The 18197-nt window shown below is 66.8% G+C and carries 20 protein-coding genes; 9 read left to right on the forward strand and 11 right to left on the reverse strand.

The genetic code is table 11. From position 1 onward, the window contains the following. Positions 1-3 precede the first annotated feature (3 nt). Positions 4-591 carry a GspH/FimT family pseudopilin gene (locus THIARS_RS04610; protein WP_186436569.1) on the reverse strand — a complete coding sequence of 196 codons (588 nt, stop codon included), beginning with the start codon at positions 589-591 and terminating at the stop codon, positions 4-6. After that, on the reverse strand, positions 566-1045 hold the full coding sequence (gspG, locus tag THIARS_RS04615) for a type II secretion system major pseudopilin GspG (protein ID WP_094159671.1): 480 nt from the start codon (positions 1043-1045) through the stop codon (positions 566-568). Before gspG ends, THIARS_RS04610 begins: the two co-directional genes overlap by 26 nt. 117 nt (positions 1046-1162) lie before the next feature. Here gspG and THIARS_RS04620 point away from each other — a divergent pair, with 117 nt between their 5' ends. Continuing rightward, positions 1163-1789: a hypothetical protein gene (locus THIARS_RS04620; RefSeq protein WP_094159672.1), complete on the forward strand. Its 627-nt coding sequence runs from the start codon at positions 1163-1165 to the stop codon at positions 1787-1789. Between the two features lie 12 nt (positions 1790-1801). Here the strand turns inward: THIARS_RS04620 and ilvA are convergent, their stop codons facing one another. Then, on the reverse strand, positions 1802-3349 hold the full coding sequence (gene ilvA, locus THIARS_RS04625; protein ID WP_094159673.1) for a threonine ammonia-lyase, biosynthetic: 1548 nt from the start codon (positions 3347-3349) through the stop codon (positions 1802-1804). A gap of 449 nt (positions 3350-3798) precedes the next feature. On the opposite strand from ilvA, the gene THIARS_RS04630 reads away from it, so the two are divergent. Continuing rightward, a complete protein-coding gene (locus THIARS_RS04630) occupies positions 3799-4236 on the forward strand; it encodes an OsmC family protein (RefSeq protein WP_094159674.1) in 438 nt (145 codons plus the stop codon). Between the two features lie 21 nt (positions 4237-4257). Here the strand turns inward: THIARS_RS04630 and coq7 are convergent, their stop codons facing one another. Beyond that, the gene (coq7, locus tag THIARS_RS04635) at positions 4258-4989 is read right to left on the reverse strand and encodes a 2-polyprenyl-3-methyl-6-methoxy-1,4-benzoquinone monooxygenase (protein WP_094159675.1); all 732 of its coding nucleotides are present in this window, start codon (positions 4987-4989) and stop codon (positions 4258-4260) included. Between the two features lie 391 nt (positions 4990-5380). On the opposite strand from coq7, the gene THIARS_RS04640 reads away from it, so the two are divergent. Next, the gene (locus tag THIARS_RS04640) at positions 5381-6535 is read left to right on the forward strand and encodes a porin (RefSeq protein WP_094159676.1); all 1155 of its coding nucleotides are present in this window, start codon (positions 5381-5383) and stop codon (positions 6533-6535) included. Positions 6536-6685: 150 nt separating this feature from the next. Here THIARS_RS04640 and THIARS_RS04645 read toward each other — a convergent pair whose 3' ends face one another. Further along, entirely contained in the window at positions 6686-7582 is an 897-nt protein-coding gene (locus tag THIARS_RS04645; protein WP_094160633.1) for a LysR family transcriptional regulator, read from the reverse strand. A 195-nt stretch (positions 7583-7777) separates the two neighbouring features. Between THIARS_RS04645 and THIARS_RS04650 the strand changes: the two genes are divergently transcribed. The 6 genes from THIARS_RS04650 to THIARS_RS04675 are packed head-to-tail and all read left to right on the forward strand — an operon-like array spanning position 7778 to position 12483. Continuing rightward, the gene (locus tag THIARS_RS04650) at positions 7778-8503 is read left to right on the forward strand and encodes a succinate dehydrogenase/fumarate reductase iron-sulfur subunit (RefSeq protein ID WP_094159677.1); all 726 of its coding nucleotides are present in this window, start codon (positions 7778-7780) and stop codon (positions 8501-8503) included. After that, positions 8500-8841, forward strand: a complete 342-nt coding sequence (locus tag THIARS_RS04655; RefSeq protein WP_222423027.1) for a succinate dehydrogenase/fumarate reductase transmembrane subunit — start codon at positions 8500-8502, stop codon at positions 8839-8841. The genes THIARS_RS04650 and THIARS_RS04655 overlap by 4 nt, the downstream gene beginning before the upstream one ends. Then, positions 8838-9194, forward strand: coding sequence for a succinate dehydrogenase, cytochrome b556 subunit (gene sdhC, locus THIARS_RS04660; RefSeq protein WP_094159678.1), 357 nt, complete (start codon positions 8838-8840; stop codon positions 9192-9194). The genes THIARS_RS04655 and sdhC overlap by 4 nt, the downstream gene beginning before the upstream one ends. 33 nt (positions 9195-9227) lie before the next feature. Then, positions 9228-10103 (forward strand): fumarate hydratase, encoded by an 876-nt coding sequence (locus THIARS_RS04665; RefSeq protein ID WP_094159679.1) that lies wholly within the window; start codon positions 9228-9230, stop codon positions 10101-10103. A gap of 2 nt (positions 10104-10105) precedes the next feature. Next, positions 10106-10720 (forward strand): fumarate hydratase C-terminal domain-containing protein, encoded by a 615-nt coding sequence (locus THIARS_RS04670; RefSeq protein WP_094159680.1) that lies wholly within the window; start codon positions 10106-10108, stop codon positions 10718-10720. Between the two features lie 11 nt (positions 10721-10731). Beyond that, positions 10732-12483, forward strand: a complete 1752-nt coding sequence (locus THIARS_RS04675) for an L-aspartate oxidase (RefSeq protein WP_094159681.1) — start codon at positions 10732-10734, stop codon at positions 12481-12483. Between the two features lie 42 nt (positions 12484-12525). On the opposite strand, the gene THIARS_RS04680 is transcribed toward THIARS_RS04675, so the two are convergent. The 6 genes from THIARS_RS04680 to THIARS_RS04705 all read right to left on the reverse strand — a co-directional run bounded on the left by THIARS_RS04680 (position 12526) and on the right by THIARS_RS04705 (position 18144). Beyond that, positions 12526-13275, reverse strand: a complete 750-nt coding sequence (locus THIARS_RS04680; RefSeq protein WP_094159682.1) for a sulfite exporter TauE/SafE family protein — start codon at positions 13273-13275, stop codon at positions 12526-12528. Between the two features lie 97 nt (positions 13276-13372). Then, the gene (locus THIARS_RS04685; RefSeq protein WP_094159683.1) at positions 13373-14377 is read right to left on the reverse strand and encodes an Ldh family oxidoreductase; all 1005 of its coding nucleotides are present in this window, start codon (positions 14375-14377) and stop codon (positions 13373-13375) included. 27 nt (positions 14378-14404) lie between these two features. Continuing rightward, the gene (locus tag THIARS_RS04690) at positions 14405-15346 is read right to left on the reverse strand and encodes a hydroxyacid dehydrogenase (protein ID WP_094159684.1); all 942 of its coding nucleotides are present in this window, start codon (positions 15344-15346) and stop codon (positions 14405-14407) included. Between the two features lie 43 nt (positions 15347-15389). Continuing rightward, on the reverse strand, positions 15390-16268 hold the full coding sequence (locus tag THIARS_RS04695; RefSeq protein ID WP_094159685.1) for an ABC transporter permease: 879 nt from the start codon (positions 16266-16268) through the stop codon (positions 15390-15392). Then, complete coding sequence (locus THIARS_RS04700; RefSeq protein WP_094160635.1) at positions 16261-17064, reverse strand: ABC transporter ATP-binding protein; 804 nt, start codon at positions 17062-17064, stop codon at positions 16261-16263. Before THIARS_RS04700 ends, THIARS_RS04695 begins: the two co-directional genes overlap by 8 nt. Positions 17065-17139: 75 nt before the next feature. Further along, complete coding sequence (locus THIARS_RS04705) at positions 17140-18144, reverse strand: ABC transporter substrate-binding protein (protein WP_094159686.1); 1005 nt, start codon at positions 18142-18144, stop codon at positions 17140-17142. Positions 18145-18197: the final 53 nt, after the last annotated feature.

An 18197-nucleotide genomic window follows, 5' to 3' on the forward strand; every position in this document is an offset into this window, starting at 1 on the left:
GCCTCAGCGCTGGCTGCTCACCGCGAACGGCGCGAGGCCGTTGCTGGCGATGGTGACGACGCGGCCGTCGCCCTGCAGCGTGACCTGCATGGGTGGCGAGACCGGTTCCGTTCCGAACACCAGCCAGCTTGTCGAGGCGCCGGTGCCGGACGCGCCGCCGCTGGCTTGAACCACGACGTTGCCGGCGCGCACGGCGTCTGCGTTGACGCGCGGCAGATAGCCCGGCGGCGGTGTGCCGCCGGCGTCCAGCCATTGCCAGGCGCGGGCGACGAGCGGCGCGTCGTTCAGCGGCACCCAGCCGGTCGGCGAGGGTTGCAGGAAGGTGTAGCCCGCTGCGCCGGGAGCCCAGGCCAGCGGTTCGCCGCGCGCTGCAGCCTGCTGGCGCGCGGCGTCCAGCAGGGCGGCCAGGCGGTCGGCCTCGCGCTGCATGCTGTCCTGGCCGCTTCGCGGCAGGGCCAGCGCAGCCAGTCCGGTGAGCAGAGCCATGACCAGCAGCACCACCAGCAGTTCGACCAGCGTGAAGCCGCGCTGGCGGGCGCCGCGACCCGCCATGGCCGTGGCCGCGCTATTGCCAGCTGCCGATGTCGGCATTGGCGCCATCGCCGCCGGGCTTGCCGTCGGCCCCGTAACTGAACACGTCGACCGGGCCCTTCACGCCCGGATTGAGGTACTGGTAGGGGCGCCCCCAGGGGTCGGTGGGCAGCTTGTCCAGGTAGGGTTTCCAGTTGGCCGGAACCGGCGCCGTGGATGGCTTGACCACCAGGGCTTGCAGCCCCTGGTCCTGCGTCGGGTAGTTGCCGTTGTCCAGCTTGTACAGCTTGAGCGCCTGCATGATGGTGGCGATGTCGGTCCTGGCGGCGGTTTCGCGCGCCTCGTCGGTGCGGCCCAGGATGTTGGGCACGATGAGCGCGGCCAGCACGCCCATGATCACGAGCACCACCATCAGTTCGATCAGGGTGAAGCCGCGTGCGCCGCGCCGTGGGGCTGCGGGAACGGAATTCGGCAAGCTTGAGGCGGGGTTTGCGGGTTGAGCGGGGGCAATCATGCGGATGCGTCCGTGTTGGCTGTCGGGCCTCGCGGCGCGGCGTGGCGAAGCCGCACCGCGAGGCATCCAGGCGCGGCCCGTCGGCCGTCACCGTCTGGCGGCCATAATACGGGCCTCATGTTCAAGTTCTCCCGCTTATCGCCTGCTGCCGACGTGGTGTCCGACACGCCCTCGGCCGCCTCCCTGCGCCTGGCCTGGCTGGCGGCGCTGGTGCTGGCGTTCGCGTGCGCGGCGAGTGCCGGTTACTGGGGCCTGCGCCTGCTGGCACGTCCCGCACAGGTGCCGGCCGATGCGCGGGACGTGGGGCGCCTGGATGCCGAGTCGCTCGCCGCCGCGGCGCCCCGGCTGTTCGGCCACGCCATCGCGGCTCGGCAGCAAGAGCCGGTCGCGCCGGCGCGGTTTCGCCTCTGGGGGGTGATCGGCGGGGGGACGCAGGCCGGCTCGGCCCTGATCGGCGTCGACGGCAAGCCACCGCGTGCCATCGCCGTCGGCGATGCGGTCGCGCCTGGCGTGCGCCTCGAATCCACCGCCTATGGCGAAGCCGTGCTCGTGCAGGATGGGGTTCGCGTCGCGTTGAAGCTGCAGCCGACGCCCGGTCGCCCGAGTTCGCCCGCCACCGTCACGGCGCCTTCGTACGCGTTACCGCAGGCGGTCGATGCGCAGGAGTCCCCTGCGCCGGCCCCCACCGTGCCCAGCTTCACCCCCAGTATGGCGCCGAGCCCAGTGCCGCGCCCACCGCGTTAGCGCGCCGGGGGCTCAGAGAAAAAGCCGCACCAGAGGGTTGCGGGTTTCCTCCACGTGCGCATAGCCCAGGGTGCCGAGGAATTCGGTGAACCGGGCCTCGTCTCCCGGGGGGACTTGGATGCCCACCAGAACGCGGCCGCTGTCGCCGCCCTGGTTGCGGTAATGGAACAGGCTGATGTTCCAGTCGGGCTTCAAATGGTTCAGAAAGCGCATCAGGGCGCCAGGGCGCTCGGGGAAGTCGAAGCGGAACAGGCGTTCATGGGACGCGAGCGAGCTGCCGTCTGCGGCCGCTGGCGCGCGACCTCCAACGAGATGGCGGATGTGGAGCTTGGCGAGTTCGTCGTCGGTCAGATCCAGCGTGGCGTAGCCGGCGCGCTCCAGGCTGTTCGCGATGCGCCGCGCGTCGTCCCTCCCGCTGACGCCCACGCCCACGAACACGTGCGCCCGCTGCGGGTCGCCGAGGCGGTAGTCGAACTCGGTGATCGCGCGCGCGCCCAGCAGCGCGCAAAGGCGCCGGAAACTGCCCGGCTGTTCGGGGATGGTGACGGCGAACAGGGCTTCGCGCGCCTCGCCCACCTCGGCGCGTTCGGCGACGAAACGCAGGCGGTCGAAATTCATGTTCGCGCCGCAGGTGATGGCGACCAGGGTTTCCCCCTTGAGCTTGTGCTGGGCGGCGTACTGCTTCACGGCGGCCACCGACATCGCGCCGGAAGGCTCCAGCACGCTGCGGGTGTCCTCGAACACATCTTTCAGCGCGGCGCAGACCTCGTCGGTGCTGACGACGACGAAATCGTCCACCAACTCGCGCGCCAGGCGGAAGGTTTCGGCCCCCACCCGCTTGACCGCGGTGCCGTCGGCGAACAGGCCCACGTCGGCCAGTTCGACGCGCTTGCCGGCGCGCACGCTGCGCAGCATGGCGTCGGAGTCATGGGTCTGCACGCCGATGATCTTGATCTCCGGCCGCACCGCTTTGATGTAGGCGGCCACGCCCGAGACCAGGCCGCCGCCGCCGATGGCGCAGAACACCGCGTGGATGGGCGCCTGATGCTGGCGCAGGATTTCCATGCCGATGGTGCCCTGGCCGGCGATGACGTCCGGGTCGTCGAACGGGTGCACGAAGGTCAACCCCTGCTGTTCCTGCAGCGTCAGGGCATGCGCATGGGCATCGCTGTAGCTCTCGCCCTCGAGTACGACGTCCACGTTCGTGCCGCCGAAGGCGCGCACCGCGTCGATCTTCACCTTGGGCGTGGTCGACGGCATCACGATCACCGCGCGGCATCCGAGACGGTGCGCGGAAAGCGCCACGCCCTGCGCGTGGTTGCCCGCGGAGGCGCAGATCACGCCGCGCCGTCGATCTTCGTCGCTCAGGCCGGACATCTTGTTGTAGGCGCCGCGCAGCTTGAAGCTGAAAACAGGCTGCTGATCCTCCCGCTTGAACAGCACCTTGTTGTGCAGCCGACGGCTGAGGTTGCGTGCCGGGTCCAGCGCCGTTTCATGCGCCACGTCGTAGACGCGGGCCGTCAGAATGCGTTGCAGATAGTCGGTATGCTTCTTGGTCACGGACCAGCCTGTCGAAGGGGATAAGTGCTCATTCTAGGCAGCCCCTCGCCCCCAAGGGCCTGCGCTGCGCGGCGAGCGGGCAAAAAAAACCCAGGCTTGAGGCCTGGGTTGGAATCCACCTAAGGAGGAGGGTGGAGGAGACAAGGGGTGCCGGCCGTGTGGCCAGCGCGATGCCATCATAAACGATGGCCCTGCTGCGACGCAAAACCACACGAGGAACTCGGATAATTTAGTTAATCAGCATCTACTTATATGTAAGTTGTTTGTTAATCAATGACATGGCTCGCTTTTGAGGCCGATTTTTCAAGCTTTTGCCGATTTGCGTTTTTGCAACAGAAGAAGCCAATGCCTGGAATGTTGCGTCGCGGCATCTTCGGCCAGCCGGCTTCCCCGGCGCGGCTCGGGTCCGCATGACGGCCTACACAACCCAACACGGAACTTCAGTCATCATGGAATGCACAGTGCAATGGGCCGGAGACGGCGGCATGGCCTTCATCGCCACCACGGGCAGTGGCCACATCTTGGCGATGGACGGCGCGCCGGCGGCCCAGCCGGGAGATCCGGGCGGCCACAACCTTGCCCCGAGGCCGATGGAAACGGTGCTCGCGGGGGCGGGCGGCTGCTCGGCCTACGACGTGGTCTACATCCTCAAGAAAGGCCGGCAGGACGTGCGCGGCTGCAGCGTGAGGCTTCAGGCCGAGCGTGCCGCCACCGACCCCAAGGTGTTCACCAGCATCCACCTGCACTTCACCGTCACGGGCAAGGGGCTGGCCCCGGCGGTGGTCGAACGGGCGGTGCATCTGTCGCACGAGAAATACTGCTCGGCCACGGCCATGCTGGCGAAAACCGCGGCCATCACCACAAGCGTGGACATCGTCGAGGCCTGAGCCCAGCCGCGGCGCCGCCGGTCATATCCAGTGCGCCGTCGTGGTCATGACCTTGGCCGCAGCCCGCATGGCCGCGCGCGCCAGGGCGGGCAGCGGCGCGGCGCCGAGCTTTTCCGCGGCGCGCGCGTGCGCCACTTCGTCGGCCTGCATTTGCGTGACGACCGCGCGAGACGCGACATCCGCCGCCGGAAGGCGCTGCAGGTGCGAGGCCAGGTGCTGCTCCACCTGGTTTTCCGTTTCCACCACGAAGCCCAGGCTGACCTTGTCGCCGGCCAATGTTCCGGCCAGCGCGCCGAGGCCGAACGCGCCTGCGTACCAGATCGGGTTGAGCAGGCTCGGGCGCGACCCCAGCTCATGCAGGCGCTGCGCGGTCCAGGCCAGATGATCGCCTTCCTCGCGCGAGGCGCGCAGGAAATGCGCACGCAAGCTCGGCTCGCGCGCCACCAGCGCCTGGCCTTGGTACAGGGCCTGGGCGCAAATCTCCCCAACGTGGTTCACGCGCATCAGCGCGCCCGAGAGCCGGCGGTCGGCATCGCACATAGGCATCGGCGCCTGGTTCGTTGCAGGGCAGTCGGAGGTCGACGCGGGGTTGGCGCCGGGCTCGTGGGGATATGGCAAGGGCCGTGCGGCCGGCGTCACACCGGACAAGGTTTTCAGTGCATTGTCCACCGCCGTCAGCAAGCGGTCGGCCGGTGGGGGCAGCGCGCCCGCGGGACCCGCGGACACGTTGCGGCAGGAAGCCAGGTTGGGCATGGACGATCTCGATGCAAATGGACTTGCCGCAAGCATAGGCGCTTCGCTTTCCGGGATGGCGGCGTGGAATCGGGCTGCCGGGCGGGAGAGGCGAGGCACTCCCGTTCCATGCGTCAGGCAAAGTGCGCCGGAAGGCTGCGATAGACCGATGGAAGCCGTTTTGATCTTGTTGCGCAGGTGCAACGAGCAAGGACGATTCTGGAGATGCAGGAAAAGGATGCCTTGCAACACGGGGTCTTGGATGCTGAAATGCGGTTAACTCCCATCCCGGAGTTGGCGAGTGCGGCGCCCCGGCTTCGAGCCGAGTCGCCTTGCTACGCAGCGGTAGGCTGCCATGCGGCAACCGCAATGCAGCAATCGTTTTGTCCAACAATTTTCTGGAGATGTATCAATGAAAAAATCACTACTCGCACTGGCCGTGTTCGGTGCCTTTTCCGGCGCTGCCTTCGCGCAAAGCAATGTCCAGCTGTACGGCATCATTGATGTTGGCGTGACCCATTACACCGGCCTGAAGCCCGCTGGTACGCCTGCGGCTGGTCAGACCACGAGTTCGACCGGTCTCAGCTCCGGCGTGCAAAGCGCCTCGCGCATCGGCGTGAAGGGTACCGAGGACCTCGGCGGCGGCCTGAATGCTTTCTTTGACGCCGAAACCGGTTTCTGCGCGGCGGGTACCAACCAGGACGGCACCACCACCCAAACAGCTGGGAATCAGACTTACTGCACCGGCGGTGGCTTCATGCAGCGCCAGGCTTTCGTCGGTTTGGCTGGCAACTTCGGTACCCTGTCACTCGGTCGCCAGTACACGCCGCCCTTCACGAACGAAGCCAATATGGACCCGTTCGGTTTCGGTTTGACCGGGGATATTGCCAATCTGTCGCTGGTTGGCCGCTATGGGCTGTACCGTGCCAACCAGGCTGCGGCGTATGTAACCCCGGATATGGGCGGATTTAAAGGGACTGTTGCTTACTCATTTGCACCCGGCAATGCGGGTACCGTCCCGACGGCAAGCGGTCCTGGTTCCAACGTTTCCCGCGCCATCAGCTTGAACGGTCAGTACGGCAATGGTCCCATCACGGCCGGCCTGAACTATACACAAGTGACAAATGTGTACCAGAACCCGACCACGTTCGTCAACGACGGCAAACTGAAGGGCTGGCAACTGTATGGCGCCTACGACTTCGGCGTGGCCAAGGTTTCCGGTATTTATGAGGACGCCAAGCAGGATTACTATTCCGGCGACCAGAAATTCTGGATGCTGGGCGCCACAGTGCCCGTCGGCCCTGGCGCGATCCTGGTGTCGTATAGCCAACTCAAGAATAGTTTGGTTGCTCAAGGCAGCACTGCTCCTGAAGCGGGTACGGCCAAGCAGTACGCACTCGGCTACACCTACTCGCTGTCCAAGCGCACCAACCTGTATACCTCGTACGCCCACATCAGCAACGACGTTGGCACCGCCTTCGCGGTTGGCTCCTCCACCGACAGCTTTGCCGGTGTCTTGGGCCAGGGTTCCAGCGGCTTCGCTCTGGGTATCCGCCACCAGTTCTGATCAGCGCAAGCTGTTTGGTCCTGATTTGAAAGCCGCCTTCGGGCGGCTTTTTTACGGGATTGACGGCTCATGGAACTGGTTGATGTTGGGATGCTTGATTCCGTTTTCGCTCGATTCCGCATCCATGGCGCCGGCGCGATGCGCAGGCGCTCACGTCTTCCCGGCATCTACGGCCGTGTAATGGTGCTGCTTGATGGCCTCGGTGAAGCGCATCCGGGTATGGCTGGCGCGTTCGATCAGGCCGACATGGCGTTGAACGTCGATTCCGGGCAAGGTGAGCACGCGCAGCGAGCGGTCGGTCGCCCAGTTGACGTTGGCCAGGCGCGGAACGATCGAGACGCCGAAGCCCTGGCGCACGATTTCGATCATCGCTTCGACCGAATTCAGCTCCATCTCGTCCGACGTCGAGACGTCGCAGCGGCGCAGCACCTCGTTCACCAGGTGGCCGGTCCACGTGTGCCGGTCGAAGCGGATGAACGGCGCTTGGCGCAGCATGTCCAGCGGTTCGTCCGGCAATGCGAACTGCGCACGGCGTGGAACGATCAGCACCATGGCTTCGGTGTACAGCGGTGTCCAGCGCAGGCTGGAGGCCAGCGGGCGGGGGGACTTGGTCACCACCGCGGCGTCGAGTTCGCCGCGCTCGACGCGATCCGCGAAATCGCTTGAAAGGCCGGCCAAGATCTTGACCTTCAGCCGAGGATGCTGCCGCTTGACTGCGCGCAGCGCGTCGGCGAACGCTCCCATCAGCGCCGAGACCAACGCGCCGACGACGACGGTTCCCGACAACGCGTCTGGGTCGGCCTCGGCCACCAGGGAGTCGTAGAGCAGCACCAGTTGCTCGATGCGAGGCGCCATGGCCCGGCCCGCGGTGTTCAGCACGACCGAGCGCGGGCCGCGGTCAAACAGCGCCTGCTCGAGGCTTTGCTCAAGCGATCGCATCTGCAATCCGACCGCGGCCGGGGTGAGACCGACTTCCCGTCCTGCCGCGGTAAAGCTGCCATGCCGGACGACGGCCAGAAAAGTCTTGAAGCTGCGGATCGAGGACATGGACTGGTGGCTTCGGATGGGCGCGATGTCGTGTCGCGCCGAGGCTTCGGCGGCAGAAGCGGTTTTCACGGGCCTGCATCCGCAATACTAAAGTTTTTCTTGTTCTTGACGAAACAAAGGTTCGCTTTTCTTTTTTAACGCGGCTGGCCACAATGGCCTCACATTGAGACGCTGCCGACACCGCGCGCGAACCCTATGGCCGACAAAAACTCTTCCCTGCGTGTCTCGATCTGGCGTGGCAAGGACCAAGGTCGTTTCGCCAGCTACGACGTCCCGAAACTGGAAAGCCAGACGGTGCTCGACGTCGTCAGCTATGTTCAGCGCCAGCTCGACCCCAGCCTGAGCTATCGCTACGCCTGCCGCGTGGGCATGTGCGGTTCGTGCGCCATGACGGTCAACGGCGTGGCGCGCTGGACCTGCCGCACGCATGTGGCCAAGGTCGCGCGCGACGGGGCGCTGGAGATCGCGCCGTTGTCGAATCTGCCGGTGATCAAGGATCTGGTCACCGACATGCGGGAATTTTTCGACAAGTGGGCGCGCGCGATGGGCCGCTTCCAGGGCGGCAGGACGCGCTCCGACGCGTTCGCGCGTGTCGATCCGGCCAGTCGCGAACGCCGCGCCGCCGACGCCGGCATCGAGTGCATCGGCTGCGGCGTGTGCTACGCATCATGCGACGTGGTCGGTTGGAGACCGGAGTTCCTGGGGCCGGCGGCGCTGAACCGCGCCTGGACCCTGGTCAACGACGTGCGCGACGTGCAGCGCGACGAGCGGGTGCGGGCGACCTCGGGCGACAGGGGCTGTCACGCTTGCCATACCCAAGGCTCATGTACCCTGCGCTGTCCGAAATCGATCGCGCCGACCGCCGGCATCGCCGGGCTCAAGCGCCTCGCGCTGGGCGGCAGCTCCGTGGGCCGGCGATGAGCGCGCGCATGCAGGTGCGGCTGTGGCTGTGGCAGCGCATCAGCGCCGCGCTGCTGGCGCCGCTGGTGCTGATCCACCTGGGCACCATCATCTACGCGGTGCACGCGGGGCTGAGCGCCGCGGCCATCCTCGGGCGCCTGCACGGCAACCTGTGGTTCGGCGGCTTCTACGCGCTGTTCGTGCTGGCCTGCGCGGTGCACGCGCCGATCGGCGTGGCGAAGATGGCCGAGGAATGGCTGGGCTGGCGCGGCGCAAGGGTGACGTCGCTGGCCGCGGTCTTCGCCCTGCTGCTGCTGGCGGGCGGGCTGCGCGCGGTTTACGGCGTGGTGCTGTCATGAAGCGCCGCAACGACTTTCGCGCCCGCAACCACCCGGCCTACTGGGCCTTCTGGCTGCACCGGGTCTCGGGCCTGCTGCTGGCCTTGTTTTTGCCGCTGCATTTCTGGGCCCTGGGCCAGGCACTGCACGGCGCGGCGGCGCTGCAGAATTTCCTGGGCCTGGCCGAGCAGCCGCTGTTCCGCTTCGCCGAGTGGGGGCTGGTGATGCTGCTGGCGCTGCACATGACCGGCGGCATCCGCCTGCTGCTCATCGAGTTCGCGCCGTGGTCCGGCCTGCGTCAGGACTGGATCGCGGTGGCGCTGGGCGCGGCGGCCGCCGCGGGCATGGCTTTCGCGCTGGCCCTGCTCGGTTGAGCGCGCCAAGCAAATCTAGCGAGGAAATCCGGCATGAACATCGATCTGCAGACCATCGAGGACACAGCGCGCGAGCTCTATATACGCGCGCTCAAGGTGCTGCCGCCCGACATCAAGCAAGGCTTCGCGCAACGCCTCGGCAGCGAAAGCGTGCCGCGCGCGCAAGGTGTGCTCAGGACCATGGTGACGAACATCGAGGTCGCCGAGCGCACCGACAACCTGCTGTGCCAGGACACCGGCGTGCCGATCTACAAGCTGCGCATCGGCGGCGGCGTCGAGGTCGACGGTCATGCGCTGAAGATGGCGATCCGACGCGGCTGCGAGCGGGCCACGCGCGAGTACCCGCTGCGTTCGTCGGTGGTGCACCCGCTGACGCGCCGCAACGAGCACACCTCCTGCGGGATCGAGGTGCCGGTGATTCACATCGATTTCGTCGAGACGCGGGACTTCCTCGACATCGAAATGATCCCCAAGGGCAGCGGCTCGGAAAACAACTCGTTCCTGAAAATGGCGACCCCTGCGGAGGGCATCGACGCCATCAAGACCTTCGTCGTCGACTGCGTGGTCGCCGCCGGCGGCAAGACCTGTCCGCCGACCATCGTGGGCGTCGGTCTGGGCGGTACGTCGGATCTGTGCGTCGCGCTGGCCAAGTGTGCGGCCACGCGGCCGCTGGGCACCCGCTGCAGCGACGCGGACGGCGCACGCCTCGAGGCTGAGCTGTCGCACGCGGTCAACCAACTCGGGATCGGGCCGCAGGGGCTCGGTGGCGACTCCACCGCCTTTGCCGTGCATATCGAACTGGCGGCCACGCACATCACGATGAACCCCGTCGCCGTGAACATGCAGTGCCATTCCGCCCGGCGCGCCCGGGCCAGCTTCACGCCGGCCGGCGTTCACTACGGATTCTGATCATGGCCCACCACGAACTGAACACCCCGGTCAGCGAGGCGCAGGTGCGCGCGCTGCTGGCGGGCGACACGGTGACCCTGCAGTCCACGCTGTTCGGTATCCGCGATGCGACCCAGATCCACATGTTCGACCGCGGGCGCACGACCCGTTTCGATCTGCATGGGCACGCCGTGATCCACACCGCGCCCAACGTGCGCCGGGTCGCGCACAGCCCCGAGTTTCCGGCCGGCTACGCGCCGGTGTGCATTGGCACGACGACCTCGGACCGCATGGAACGCTTCACGTGGCCGCTGATGCAGCAGCATGGCGTGCGCATGATCGTCGGCAAGGGCGGACTGCGCGCCGGCTCGCTCGAGGCCTTCGCCAAACTTGGCGGCGCGTACCTGGCCATCGTCGGCGGCACGGCGGCCCTGGAGAGCACATGGATCGAGCGGATCGAGGACGTCGACCTCGACGACCTGAACCCGGAATCGCTGTGGAAGTTCCACATCCGTGATTTCGGGCCGCTGCTCGTGGCGATGGACAGCCACGGCAACAGCCTGTACGACGACGTGAGGCACGACGTGCAGGAACGCCGTGTCCGCGTGCTGGCCGAGCTTGGCGTGAGAACGGCGTGAGGCCCGCGCACATGGACCTGAAGCGGATCGACACCGACATCCTGATCCTCGGTTCGGGTGGCGCCGGGCTGTTCGCAGCGCTGCATGCGCACCAAGCCGACCCTCGGCTGTCGATCACGGTCGCGGTCAAGGGCCTGCTGGGCAAGTGCGGTTGCACGCGCATGGTGCAGGGGGGCTACAACGTCGCGCTCGCCCAGGGCGACTCGGTCGAGCGCCACTTCATGGACACCATCGAGGGCGGCAAGTGGCTGTCCAACCAGGATCTGGCCTGGACCCTGGTGACCAAGGCGGTGGAGCGCATCCACGAGCTTGAAAACGAACTCGGCTGCTTTTTCGATCGCAACCCGGACGGCACCGTGCACCAGAAGGCCTTCGCCGGGCAGACCTTCGACCGCACGGTGCACAAGGGCGACCTGACCGGGATCGAGATCATCAACCGCCTGGCCGAGCAGGTCTGGGCGCGCGGCATCGACCGGCTCGAGGAGCACCGCGCGGTCGAACTGATCAAGACCGCCGACGGCAGCGCGCTGGCCGGCGTGCTGATGATCGACCTGCGCAGCGGCACGTTCGTGTTCGTGCGCGCCGGCGCGGTGCTGCTGGCCACCGGCGGCGGACCGACCATGTACAAATTCAACACGCCGTCGGGCGACAAGAGTTGCGATGGCCTGGCCATGGCGTTACGCGCCGGGCTGGCGCTGCGCGACATGGAAATGGTGCAGTTTCACCCCACCGGGCTGTTGGCGGGCGCGCACACGCGCATGACCGGGACCGTGCTCGAGGAGGGCCTGCGTGGCGCGGGAGGCTGGCTGCTCAACGGCCGGGGCGAGCGTTTCATGCACAACTACGATCCGCGCGGCGAGCGCGCCACGCGCGACATCGTCTCGCGCGGCATCTTCGCCGAGATGCGCGCTGGGCGCACCTCGCCCAATGGCGGCGTGTACATCCAGATGGCCCACCTCGGCGCGGACCAGGTCAGGCGGCAGTTCAAGGGCATGGTCGAGCGTTGCGCCGACTGCGGTTTCGACCTGGCCGGCGGCAAGGTCGAGGTCGTGCCCACTGCGCACTACATGATGGGTGGCGTGGTGTTCCGCCCGGACTGCAGCACCGAACTGCACGGCCTGTTCGCCGCCGGCGAGGACACCGGCGGGGTGCATGGCGCCAACCGCCTGGGCGGTAACGGCGTGGCCAATTCGACGGTCTTCGGCGGCATCGCCGGCGAAACCATGGCGCTGTGGGTGCGGGCCAACCCGGGCCAGCGCGAGCCGGATCTGGCGGCGATTCAGCGCAGCATCGCTGAACACGAGGCCCCGTTCATGCAAAAGCCGGGTGATCTCGACGCGATCCGCGAGGCGCTATACGGCTGCATGTGGGAAGACGTCGGCATTCTGCGCGACGCGAACGGACTGGCGCGGGCCCAGGCCCGGTTGGCCGAACTGGAAGGCGAACTGGCCGTGGCTGGCGTGGCTGATGGCGAGCGTGCCTACAACCTGAGCTGGCACGACTGGCTCAATCTGCGCAACCTGATCGCGGTCAGCCGCGTGATTGCGGCGGCGGCGGCCAGCCGGGAGAATTCGCGCGGCGCGCATTTTCGCGAGGACTTTCCGGATCCCGGCGAACTCGCCACGTCGACCTACAGCGTCGCGCGCCAGGAGGGTGAGCGGGTTGCGGTGTCGCGTGATCCCGTGGTGTTCTCCCGCGTCCGGCCCGGACAGACCCTGTTGGACCACATCGAACCGGCACAGGCGAACGTGGCCGCGGGGTGACCCCGGCAACCCGTGGCGCCATGCCGTGGGGGTCGGCCGCCGCTACAGGTTGTGCCAGATCAGACTCGTGCCGCCAGCGATCAAGATGCCCCATACCGCCTGCACGATCCGATGTGCCGGCAGCTTGCGGCTCAGGTGGCTGCCCAGGTACAGGCCGCCCATCACGACGGGCAGCAGGGCGAGCGCGAGTTGCAGCACATGCGGCTGCTTGTACAGGCCCACCGATGTGAAAAGGACGAGCCTCGCGAGGCCGCTGAAGAAAATCAGGGTGCTGATCGTTGCGCGCAGGGCGCGCACGTCGGGCAGGCGGCGCGCCAGGTAGGCAACGTAGATGGGGCCGCCCGTTCCGAACAGCGCCGTGAACAAGCCACCCAGCAGGGCAAGCGGCGCTGCCCAAGCCACCGAGATCGACCGCTGCGGCGCCCGGAACGCCAGGTTCCACGCCGCGTAGGCCAGAATGAAGCAGCCGAGCGTGACGAGCAGCGGCCTTTGCGGCGCGCGCACGAGCAGCGTGACCCCGACCAGCATGCCGGCGACCATGAACGGAATGATGCGCAGCAGTTCGTCGCGCGCCACGGCGCTGCGGTTGCGCAGTCCCAGCACGATGCCAGCGCCGAGATCGAAGATCAACATCATCGGCACCACCGATCGCAGCGGCAGGAAGTGCGTCAGCAGCGGTACGGCGGTGATCGACGAGCCGAAGCCGGTCAGCCCGTAGATGGTGTAGGCCAGCGCGATGATCAGGGTCGCGCTGAGCAGCGTCACCCACGGAAACGGGAGATCGATCACCATGCGCGCGCTATCTCGTTCGTTGCAAGCCGCGCCCGGGCGGACTGTCGATGCCGCGGCGGCATGGCCCTTTCCCTTGCGGGCCCGGCCAGCGGCTGCTTCACCCGCGCGCCAGCGACTGCAGCTGCTCGTACAGGGGCGCGGCGATCTCGATGCCGTCGGCGCGCGCCTTCTCGGCCCGTTCGAATCGGCGCTGTCCCGGCAGCCTGACCCCGGGGTCCTGGCACATCGTCTCGACCAGGGTTTCCAGCCGTTCGTCGAACACGTCGCGGCCGGCGAGCGCGGCCGGGTCGATGACCATGAAGGCCTGGCCGATGCGCGGCCGGTTGCCGGCGTCCGTGAAAAACGAATCGGCCTCGAAGCCGAACGATGCGCCGGTCAGTGCGCAACACAGCAGCTCGACCATCAGCGCCAGCATCGCGCCCTTGACCCCGCCTGCCGGCAGCATCGCGCCCTCGAGTCCGGCCTTCGGGTCGGTGGTCGGCCGGCCTTCGCGATCCACGGCCCAGCCCAGCGGAATGCTGCGGCCCTCCTTGGCCGCCACCATCAATTTGCCGCGTGCGACCTCGGACAGTGACAGGTCGATGACCAGCGGCGCGGCCTTGCGGCGCGGAAACACCGCCGCGATCGGGTTGGTGCCGAACAGCGCGCGCCGGCCGCCCCAGGCCGGCATCGCCGCCGGCGAGTTGCCGAAGGCGAGTCCGACCATGCCGGCGCTGCCGACCGGGCCGAGGTGTTCGGCGGCAACGCCGAAGTGGTGGCTGCGCGTGACCCCGGCGAAAGCCGCGCCGCAGGCCCGTGCGCGGGCGATGGCCTCCCGCACCGCCAGCGCGCAGGCGGGAAACGCCAGGCCGTCGTCGGCGTCGACGAGGCAGGCCGCGCTCTTGGCATGGATCACTTTCGGCACGGCAATGCCGTTGACGCGACCGTGGCGCAGATGCGCGGTGTACTGCGCCACGCGCGATAGGCCGTGCGACGGCAGCCCCTGGGACTCGGCCGCGACAAGCGCCTGGGCGGTGGACTGTGCCATGAGCGGCGAGGCCCCGGCTCGGCGCAAGGCGGTGGTGACGAGATCGGTCAGGGCAGGCAGCGCGATGTGAGGCATGGGCGTAAGGTTTGAGGTGGCGGCTGATCAAGTGGCGATGGCTTGCAGGAAATCGCCGACTTTTTCGGCGATCGTCGCGCTGACGCGGGCGTTGGATTCGCGCGTGACGCCCGCCACGTGCGGCGTGAGAATCAGGTTGAGGTTGCGAAGGTCGGCCAGTGGCGAGCCGGCAGCGAGCGGTTCGTGCTCGAAGACGTCGAGCGCGGCCCCGCCCAGCTGGCCGCCGCGGAGTGCCGCGGCCAGTGCGTATTCGTCGATCACGCCGCCGCGTGCGGTGTTCACCAGCACCGCGTCGGAGCGCATCAGCGCCAGTTTGCCGGCGTCGATCAGGTGATGCGTCTGCGGGCTCAGCGGAACGTGCAGGCTGACGACGTCGGCTTCGGCGAGCAGCGCGTCGAGTTCGCGCCGCGCCGCGCCGGTCTGCGTCCAGATCGGGGAATGGGGGTCGACCATCGGGTCGTGAGCCAGCACACGCATGCCCAGCGCGGCGGCCAGGCGCGCCGTGCAGCGCCCGATGTCGCCGAAGCCGACCAGGCCAAGGGTCTTGCCGGCGATTTCGCGCCCTTCCGACAGGCGCGCGCGCGGCCAGGCGCCGGCGGCCACCTCGACGCTGGACAGATAGGCGCCGCGTAGAAGCAGCATGGCCGTGGCAACCACATATTCGGCCACGGCCCGGGCGTTGGCGCCGGAGGCGGGAATGACCTGGATGCCGCGCGCGGCGCAGGCCGGCAGATCGATGTTGTCCAGACCGACGCCGAGCCGGCCGACCACGCGCAGCTGCGGCGCCGCCGCCAGCAGCTCGGCGTCGACGCGGGTGCGATTGCGCACGATCAAAGCATCGGCCGAATGCAGCTGCGACAACAGCGCGGCGCGGTCGTCGACCAGTTGCGGTGCGTAGGTCACTCCGAAGCGGGTACGCAGCTTCGCGACGGCCGGCTGATCCATGAATTCGCAGACGACGACTTTCATCGCGCTTGCGTTTCGGTCGGGACAGCGCCAACGGACGCCCGGTTCACGCCTGCATGCCCCATTTGCGCACGCTGTGGCGCTCGATGGTGCGGAAAATCAGGTTTTCGACGATCAGGCCGATGATGATGATGGCCAGAAGCCCGGCGAACACCTTCGAGATTTCCAGCAGGTTCTTGCTTTCGTAGATGTACCAGCCGAGTCCCCCCGAACCCGAGCTGACGCCGAACACCAGTTCGGAAGCGATCAGCGTGCGCCAGGCAAAGGCCCAGCCGACTTTGAGCCCGGTGAGGATGCTCGGAAAGGCCGCCGGAATCAGGATCTTCACGATGTACGGCAGGCCCCTCAGGCCGTAGTTGCGCCCGACCATGCGCAGCGTGTTGGACACCGACAGGAAGCCCGACTGCGTGTTCAGCGACACCGCCCAGACCACCGAGTGCACCAGCACGAAAATCAAGCTGCCATCGCCCAGGCCGAACCAGATCAGAGCAATCGGCAGCAGGGCGATGGCGGGCAGCGGGTTGAACATCGCCGTCAGGGTCTCGAGAAAATCGGCGCCCACGCGGGTGGCGACGCCGAACGCGGTCAGCACCGCGGCCAGCGCAACGCCGAGCGCATAACCGGTCAGCAGAACTTTGAGGGAGACCCAGATCTTGATCAGCAGTTCGCCGCTGACGATCCCCTTGATGAAGGTGATGATGGTCGACGAGAAGGTCGGAAACAGCAGGCTGTTGTTGATCAGGCGCGCGCCGACTTCCCAGGCGAACGCCAGCAGGATGATGATGACCGTCTTGCGCACCGCGGCGCTGTTGTAGCAGGTCTCGAAACGTGACAGGGGTTTTTCGACGACGCCGAAGCTCGCCGAATCGGTGGGCTCCCGATAGATCTCGGGACGCGGCAGTTGCGGGCTGTCGCTGTCAGGCATGCTGGGCCTCCTGGTTCATGTTCTCGCCCGCGAAGAGCAGGTCGTTGATCTTCGCTTCGAGGCGGCCCGCTTCATCCCGGTCGGTGCTGTCGCGCGAGCGACCCTCGAGTTCGGCGCGGACCTGGCCCGGATGCGGGGACAGCAGCAGGATGCGGTTGCCGAGTTTGATCGCCTCGGGAATCGAGTGGGTGACGAAAATCACCGTGAAATGGGTGTCGTCCCACAGGTGCAGGAGTTCGTCCTGCATCTTGCGCCGGGTCAGCGCGTCGAGCGCGGCGTACGGCTCATCCATGAGCAGCACGTCGGGCTCCATCGCCATGCCGCGGGCGATGGCCACGCGCTGTTTCATGCCTCCGGACAGCATATGGGGATAGTGGTTGGCGAACTTCATCAGGCCGACCTTCTCCAGGTAGCACACAGCCTTGTCTTCGGCCGCGCGTCCTTTCCATTTCCCCGATGACAGCAGCGGAAACATGACGTTCTGCTTGACGGTCTTCCAGGGCAGCAGTTGGTCGAACTCCTGGAAGACCATCATGCGGTCGTAGCCCGGCTTGGAGATCGCCGCGCCCTTCAGCATGATTTCCCCCTCGGCGGGCGTGAGAAAACCTCCGATGGCCTTGAGCAGGGTCGATTTGCCGCAGCCGGATGGGCCGAGCAGGATGTAGCGGTCGGATTTGCAGACCTGGAAATCGACCCTGTAGGTTGCTGTGACCAGATGGTTCTGGGTCTTGTACTGCAGCGTCACTCCGCGCACGTCCAGCAGGACCTGCGGGTTCGGACTCGTCGATGGATTCATGGTCACCACACTCCTACAGCACCAGCAGCGGGGCTTCAATCAGGCGAAGGCAGCGCGTGCGAAGCCGGTTGCGGCTCAGCTGCCGGGAAGATGGTCGACGTTGGGGAAGAAAAGATCCTTCCACGACCGCGGCACCGTCTTGATGGTCCCGACCTTGTGCATGAAGCGCACATACTTCATGACGTGCTCGGGCGTCGTCGTGTAGACAACTTGCGGGTCCTGCAGCATTTTGAGAATGTCTTCGACCTTGTCTTTCTTGTCGTTGGTCATCTTCAGGTACAGCTCGGCAGCCCATTTCTTGTCATGGTTGATCTCGCCGATCGCCTGGTCGAGCGCGGCCACGAATGCGGCATAGATCTTCGGATTTTCCCGATAGAACTTGCTCGTGGTCCAGACCAGATTGAACGACGCTGGGCCTCCCAGCACGGTGTACGAATCGAGGACCGTGTGCACGCCGGGCATCTTGAGTTCCTGGTACTGGAACGGCGGCGCGCCGAAGTGCGCAGTCACAGCCCCGCTGGCCAGGGCCGCCATCGCGTCGGGATGGCTCATCGACACTGTCAGCGCGTCGAGCTTGTGCTCCTGGCCCGGCCCGAAGGCCTGCTCGGCGGCCATTTGCAGCGTCACGGCCTGGATCGAGACCTTGACCGCCGGCAATGCGATCTTGTCTTTGCTCGTGAAGTCCTTGATGGTCTTGACGTTCGGATCGGAGGTGTTCAGATACAGCGGCATCGCATTGAGCGCGGCCACGCCCTTGATGCCGTAGTTGTCGCGGGTGCGGGCCCAGGCAATGACCATCGGCGCGACGCCGCCGGAGGCGAACTGCAGGCTACCGGACAGCAGCGCCTCGTTCATCACGTTGCCGCCGGCGAACTTGACCCAGGAAACCTTCAAATCCTTGATGCCACGCATGGCGGCCTGTTTTTCGAGCAGGTTCTGGTCCTGCATCACCATCAGCGGCAAATAGCTGATGCCGTACTCGCGTGCGACGGCAACTTCCTTGACTTCGGCGCGAGCCGTCGCGGCGCTCGCCAGCAAGACGCCGGCGAGCAGGGTGGCTCCGATCAGATGCTTTTTCATGGTGTCTCCTCATGAGTGTCAGGCGATGATGTTGGGCGATGTGGACATCGCTC

Origin of the sequence: Thiomonas delicata, from assembly GCF_900088825.1 — a bacterium.
Taxonomy (GTDB): Bacteria; Pseudomonadota; Gammaproteobacteria; order Burkholderiales; family Burkholderiaceae_C; genus Thiomonas_A; species Thiomonas_A delicata.